6 protein-coding genes, 2 tRNA genes and 1 other RNA gene are annotated in these 5,281 nt (G+C 21.5%); 6 read left to right on the forward strand and 3 right to left on the reverse strand.

The annotated features are described in order from the left end of the window. The 3 genes from GJT96_RS00045 to mreD form a co-directional block, all read left to right on the forward strand. A partial coding sequence (locus GJT96_RS00045) for a rod shape-determining protein (protein WP_169780227.1) occupies positions 1–954 on the forward strand: 954 nt, incomplete at its 5' end. 30 nt (positions 955–984) lie between these two features. Then, entirely contained in the window at positions 985–1,806 is an 822-nt protein-coding gene (gene mreC, locus GJT96_RS00050) for a rod shape-determining protein MreC (protein ID WP_169780228.1), read from the forward strand. Positions 1,807–1,809: 3 nt separating this feature from the next. Continuing rightward, complete coding sequence (gene mreD / locus GJT96_RS02465) at positions 1,810–2,298, forward strand: rod shape-determining protein MreD (protein WP_169780229.1); 489 nt, start codon at positions 1,810–1,812, stop codon at positions 2,296–2,298. A 56-nt stretch (positions 2,299–2,354) separates the two neighbouring features. Here the strand turns inward: mreD and GJT96_RS00060 are convergent, their stop codons facing one another. Together GJT96_RS00060 and GJT96_RS00065 are read right to left on the reverse strand one after the other, a co-directional pair. Next, positions 2,355–2,648, reverse strand: coding sequence for a TusE/DsrC/DsvC family sulfur relay protein (locus tag GJT96_RS00060; protein WP_169780230.1), 294 nt, complete (start codon positions 2,646–2,648; stop codon positions 2,355–2,357). A gap of 25 nt (positions 2,649–2,673) precedes the next feature. After that, positions 2,674–2,758: transfer RNA gene (locus GJT96_RS00065), tRNA-Ser, on the reverse strand. An 88-nt stretch (positions 2,759–2,846) separates the two neighbouring features. Here GJT96_RS00065 and rsmI point away from each other — a divergent pair. Both rsmI and rnpB read left to right on the forward strand, forming a co-directional pair. Next, positions 2,847–3,710, forward strand: coding sequence for a 16S rRNA (cytidine(1402)-2'-O)-methyltransferase (gene rsmI / locus GJT96_RS00070; protein WP_169780231.1), 864 nt, complete (start codon positions 2,847–2,849; stop codon positions 3,708–3,710). A gap of 36 nt (positions 3,711–3,746) precedes the next feature. Next, an RNA gene (gene rnpB / locus GJT96_RS00075) (RNase P RNA component class A) lies at positions 3,747–4,104 on the forward strand. Between the two features lie 23 nt (positions 4,105–4,127). Here the strand turns inward: rnpB and folD are convergent. Next, on the reverse strand, positions 4,128–4,976 hold the full coding sequence (gene folD / locus GJT96_RS00080) for a bifunctional methylenetetrahydrofolate dehydrogenase/methenyltetrahydrofolate cyclohydrolase FolD (protein ID WP_169780232.1): 849 nt from the start codon (positions 4,974–4,976) through the stop codon (positions 4,128–4,130). A gap of 93 nt (positions 4,977–5,069) precedes the next feature. Between folD and GJT96_RS00085 the strand changes: the two genes are divergently transcribed. Then, positions 5,070–5,143 (forward strand) — tRNA-Arg (locus GJT96_RS00085). Positions 5,144–5,281: the final 138 nt, after the last annotated feature.

Raw genomic sequence — 5,281 nt, forward strand, 5'->3', positions numbered from 1 at the left:
GTTTTAAATGAACCTTCTGTTGTAGCTATAAGACAAGATAAAACAGGATTCCCTAAAAGTGTAGCTGCTGTTGGATATAATGCAAAACAAATGCTAGGAAGAACTCCAGGTAATATTACAGCTATTAGGCCTATGAAAGATGGTGTTATAGCAGATTTTTTTATTACTGAAAAAATGTTACAACATTTTATTAAAAAAGTTCATAGTAATAGTTTTATGAGACCTAGTCCTAGAGTATTAGTATGTGTTCCTGTAGGTGCAACACAAGTTGAAAGAAGAGCTATTCGTGAATCTACACAGGGGGCAGGTGCAAGAGAAGTTTTTTTAATAGAAGAACCAATGGCTGCCGCAATTGGAGCAGGTTTACCAGTTTCTAAAGCCACAGGGTCTATGATAATAGATATAGGAGGGGGAACTACTGAAGTTGCAGTAATATCACTTAATGGGGTGGTATATTCTTCTTCTGTTAGAATAGGAGGAGATAGATTTGATGAATCCATTATTAATCATGTTAGACGTAATTATGGTTCCTTAATTGGAGAAGTAACTGCTGAAAAAATTAAACATAAAATAGGTTCTGCTTATAATAATAATGAAGAAATATTAGAAATGGAAGTAAGAGGAAGAAATTTAGCTGAAGGAGTACCAAGGAGTTTTATATTAAATTCTAATGAAATTTTAGAAGCACTTCAAGAACCTTTAGCTGGAATAGTAAGTGCTATAATGATTGCTTTAGAAAAATGCCCTCCAGAATTAGCAGCTGATATATCAGAAAGAGGAATAATATTAACAGGTGGTGGAGCATTATTAAAAAATTTTGATAAATTATTAATAGAAGAAACAGGTATTTCGGTTACTATTGCTGAAGATCCATTAACTTGTGTAGCTCGAGGTGGAGGAAAAGCATTAGAAATCATTGATACACATGAAGGTGATCTATTTAGTGAAGAATAAAATAAATTATAATTTTAAGATAATATATTTATGAAATTAATTTTTAATAAAAAACCTATTTTTAAATTGAAAACAGTAATTTTTATTATTATATCAATTATTATTATAATTATTGATACATATTCTAATTTTTTTGTTAAAATAAGATATGATACTAATCATATTATGAGTCCTATATATTTTATTTTAAATAAACCATTTCTTATTTATAAGAATATATCAAATTTTTTTTTAAAAAACAAAATTATACAAAAAAATAATAAATATTTATTTAGTAAAATTTTACAACAAAATGTACAATTATATAATTTAAAAGAAATTAAACAAGAAAATAATGATTTAAGACATATTTTAAAACTACCCTTTTTTAAAAAAAAAATTAGTATTTTAGCAAAAATAATACCTATTATATTACCTAGATGTAAAAATGAAATTTTTATTGATAAAGGATTAAAAGATAATATTTCTCCAGGTACAATTGTACTTAATGAAAAAGGTGTAGTAGGACAAGTAATATCTAGTAAAAAAACAAGTAGTCAAGTTTTATTAATTTGTAATAAAAATATTTCTTTACCAGTACAAGTACTAAATAGTAATATTACATTTATAATAAATGGAAATGGATGTACAAAATTTTTAAAATCTGAATATATATCTACTGATATAATAATTAAAAAAGGAGATATATTAGTTACATCTGGTTTAGATGAACAATATCCCCAAGGGTATCCTGTAGGTGTTATTGATCATATATTTTTTAATAAAAAAGAAAATTTTAACATAATTTATGCAAAACCATTTTTACAAATAGAACAAATAAAATATGTATTATTATTAATAAATTCTCAATAAAATATGAAAAATTATTTATTTAAATTATTAATTTATATAACATTTATAATATCGTTATTTTTACAAATCATATTTAGTAAAAGTAATAATATTATTTTACACATACAATGGTTAACATCAATTTTAATCTGTTGGATTATATTTTATCCATACGATATTAATGTTATCACTAGTTTTTTTATTGGATTAATAATAGATTTTTTTACAAATTATGTTTTGGGATTACATAGTTTACTATTATGTATAGTAACATATTTTCTATTATATAATAATAAAACAATTTCGTGTTTAAACTTAATTTATAAATTATTACTTATAACTTGTATTTTTTTCTTAATTAATTTAACTATTTATAATATAAATAATATTAATTTTAATTATATAAAATTATTATTACAAAGTATCTTAAATAGCTGTATATGGGTCATTATTTTTTTTTATTTTAAAAAAATATATTTCAAGTATAAAAATTATTTATTTTTTAAAAAATAAAACATTATCATTATAATGATAATGTTTTATAATAATTCTTATAAAATTATTATTTTTTATAAACAAATATTATTTTGGGGAAGTCCAGCTATTTTAGAAGCTTGTTTTATAACTCCATTAGGAAATAAATTAAATAAACTAACACTATTCCATTCTATATCTTTATGTTTTTTTTTTAATTCATTAATAAGTATTCTTATATTTGGATGTATATTATATTTAAAATATAAATAACGTAATATATATATTACTTTCCAATGATTATCATTTAATTTAATTTTTTCTAAATTAGCTATACTAATAGCTAATTTAATATTCCATAAAATATCATATTTTTTTTTTACATACATTTTAATATATTAATTAATATTATTTAGGAGGAAGAGAGATTCGAACTCTCGAATAGTTTCCTATTTCCGGTTTTCAAGACCGGTGCCTTCAACCACTCGGCCATTCCTCCAATATTTATATATAAAACTAATTATTATATGTATAATAATATATTTGATAAAAAAATTAAAGTTAATAATTTAATTAATTAGTAACATATGAAAAAAAATAATACTAAATCAGGTAATTTATATGTAGTTGCAACACCTATAGGTAATTATGATGATTTTAGTAAAAGAGCATTAATTACTTTAAATAAAGTAGATTTTATTTTAGCAGAAGATACTAGAAAAACAGGATTAATATTAAAATATTTTAATATTAAAAAAAAATTATATTCATATCATGAACATAATGAAAAAAAAAATGCAAAAATTTTTTTAGAAAAAATTAAACAAGGATATAATACAGCACTAGTATCCGATTCAGGAACTCCATTAATTAATGATCCTGGATATAGAATTATTAAATTATGTCGTAAAAAATATACTAATATAAAAATTATTCCGATACCAGGTCCATGTTCAGCTATATCAGCTTTATCTGTATCAGGTTTACCAACAAATAGATTTTGTTATGAAGGTTTTTTATCTTATAAAAAAAATAAAAGAATTAAAAGATTACAAGAATTAAAAACAGAATATAGAACTATAATTATTTATGAATCAACTCATAGATTATTAAAATGTTTATATGATATAAAAAATATTTTTGGAAAGAATAGATATTTAGTAATTGCTAGAGAATTAACAAAAAAATGGGAAAATATTCATGGAGATAATATATCTAATTTAATAAAATGGTTTAAATTAGATTTAAATAAAATAAAAGGAGAAATTATTTTAATTATTAGCGGATATAAAATATTATCTAAAAAAAATTTAGAATTATCTCCAAAAATAATAAAAACATTATTAAATTTAATAAAAGAATTACCAATAAAAAAAGCAATAGATATTACTGCAAATATATATTCTGTTAAAAGAAATTTATTATACAAATTTTATATAAAAAATAAATAGTAATTTATATTTTTATAATATAAAATAAATTTTATTAAAGTTAATAAAAAACAGTCGCTTTTATTAAAAAATAAAAGAGGAAAGTCCGGACTCCGTAGGGTATGGTGCCAGATAATTACTGGGAAGTGTGAACTTACGAATAGTGCAACAGAAAAAATACCGCCATAAATAATATAAAAAATAAAATATGGTAAGGGTGAAAAGGCATGGTAAAAGCATACCGATATATTAGTAATAATATATGTCAATGTAAACTCCATCAGGAGCAAGGCTAAATATAAGTTTGTATAACCCGTACTATAAACTTGGGTAAGCTGCTTGAAATAATAAGTAATTATTATTCTAGATAAATGACTGTTCTAGACAGAATCCGGCTTAAAAAATAACTTTATAAAAAGCATAATTTTAAATAAAAAATTATGCTTTTTCATAAGCATATAAAATATTTTTCATTAAAGTAGCTACAGTAATTGGACCTATTCCACCAGGAACTGGTGTAATATAAGAAGCTCTTTTTTTAGCTTGTTCAAAATTAACATCACCTATAATTTTATTATTATTAATTTTATTAATTCCAACATCTATTACAATAGCACCTAATTTAATCCAATTACCTGGTATAAAATTAGGTTTACCAACGGCTACTATTAATAAATCTGCATATTCTATATAATATCGTAAATTTTTTGTAAAACGATGTGTAATGGTAATAGTACACCCAGCTAATAATAATTCCATAGCTATAGGACGACCTACTATGTTAGAAGCACCTACAATTACAGTATTTAATCCATAAGTTTTAATTTTATAATATTTTAATAATTGTAATATTCCTAAAGAAGTACAAGGTCGTAATAATGGAGCTCTTTGACATAAACGACCAATATTATATGGATGAAATCCATCTATATCTTTTTTATGATCTATTGTTTCAATTATTTTTATAAAATTAATTTGTTTAGGTAATGGTAACTGTATTAAAATACCATCAATATATTTATTTCTATTTAAAAAATTAATTATTTTAATTATTTTACATTCGTTAATTTTATTTGATAAATTATAACTATTATAAAAAAATCCTAATTTTTTACACATTTTTAATTTATTTTTTACGTAAATTTTAGATGCTAAATTATTTCCTACTAAAATTACTCCTAACCCAGGTTTTCTTTTTTTGAAAAATAAAATATTTTTCATTTTTTTATATATATTCATATATATTTTTTCAGCAATAATATGTCCATTGATAATCTTAGCATTCATTTTATATAACTCATTATAAAAAATAGTAAATAAAATAATTTAATTAATTTGAATATATATTATAATATATGATATATTACTTGTAATATTTTTGCGCTCTTAGCTCAGTTGGATAGAGCAATAGCCTTCTAAGCTATTGGTCACAGGTTCAAATCCTGTAGAGCGCAAAACTTCAATAAAATTATATTTTTTTTAAAATAATAAATTTATTTATGACTTTTAATAATTAATTTAAAAAATTAATTTTAACTTTTTTATTAAATTTAGAAAATATTCAACATCAATAAATATAAAAAAAACAGAAA

This window comes from Enterobacteriaceae endosymbiont of Donacia piscatrix, assembly GCF_012569525.1.
Lineage (GTDB): Bacteria > Pseudomonadota > Gammaproteobacteria > Enterobacterales > Enterobacteriaceae.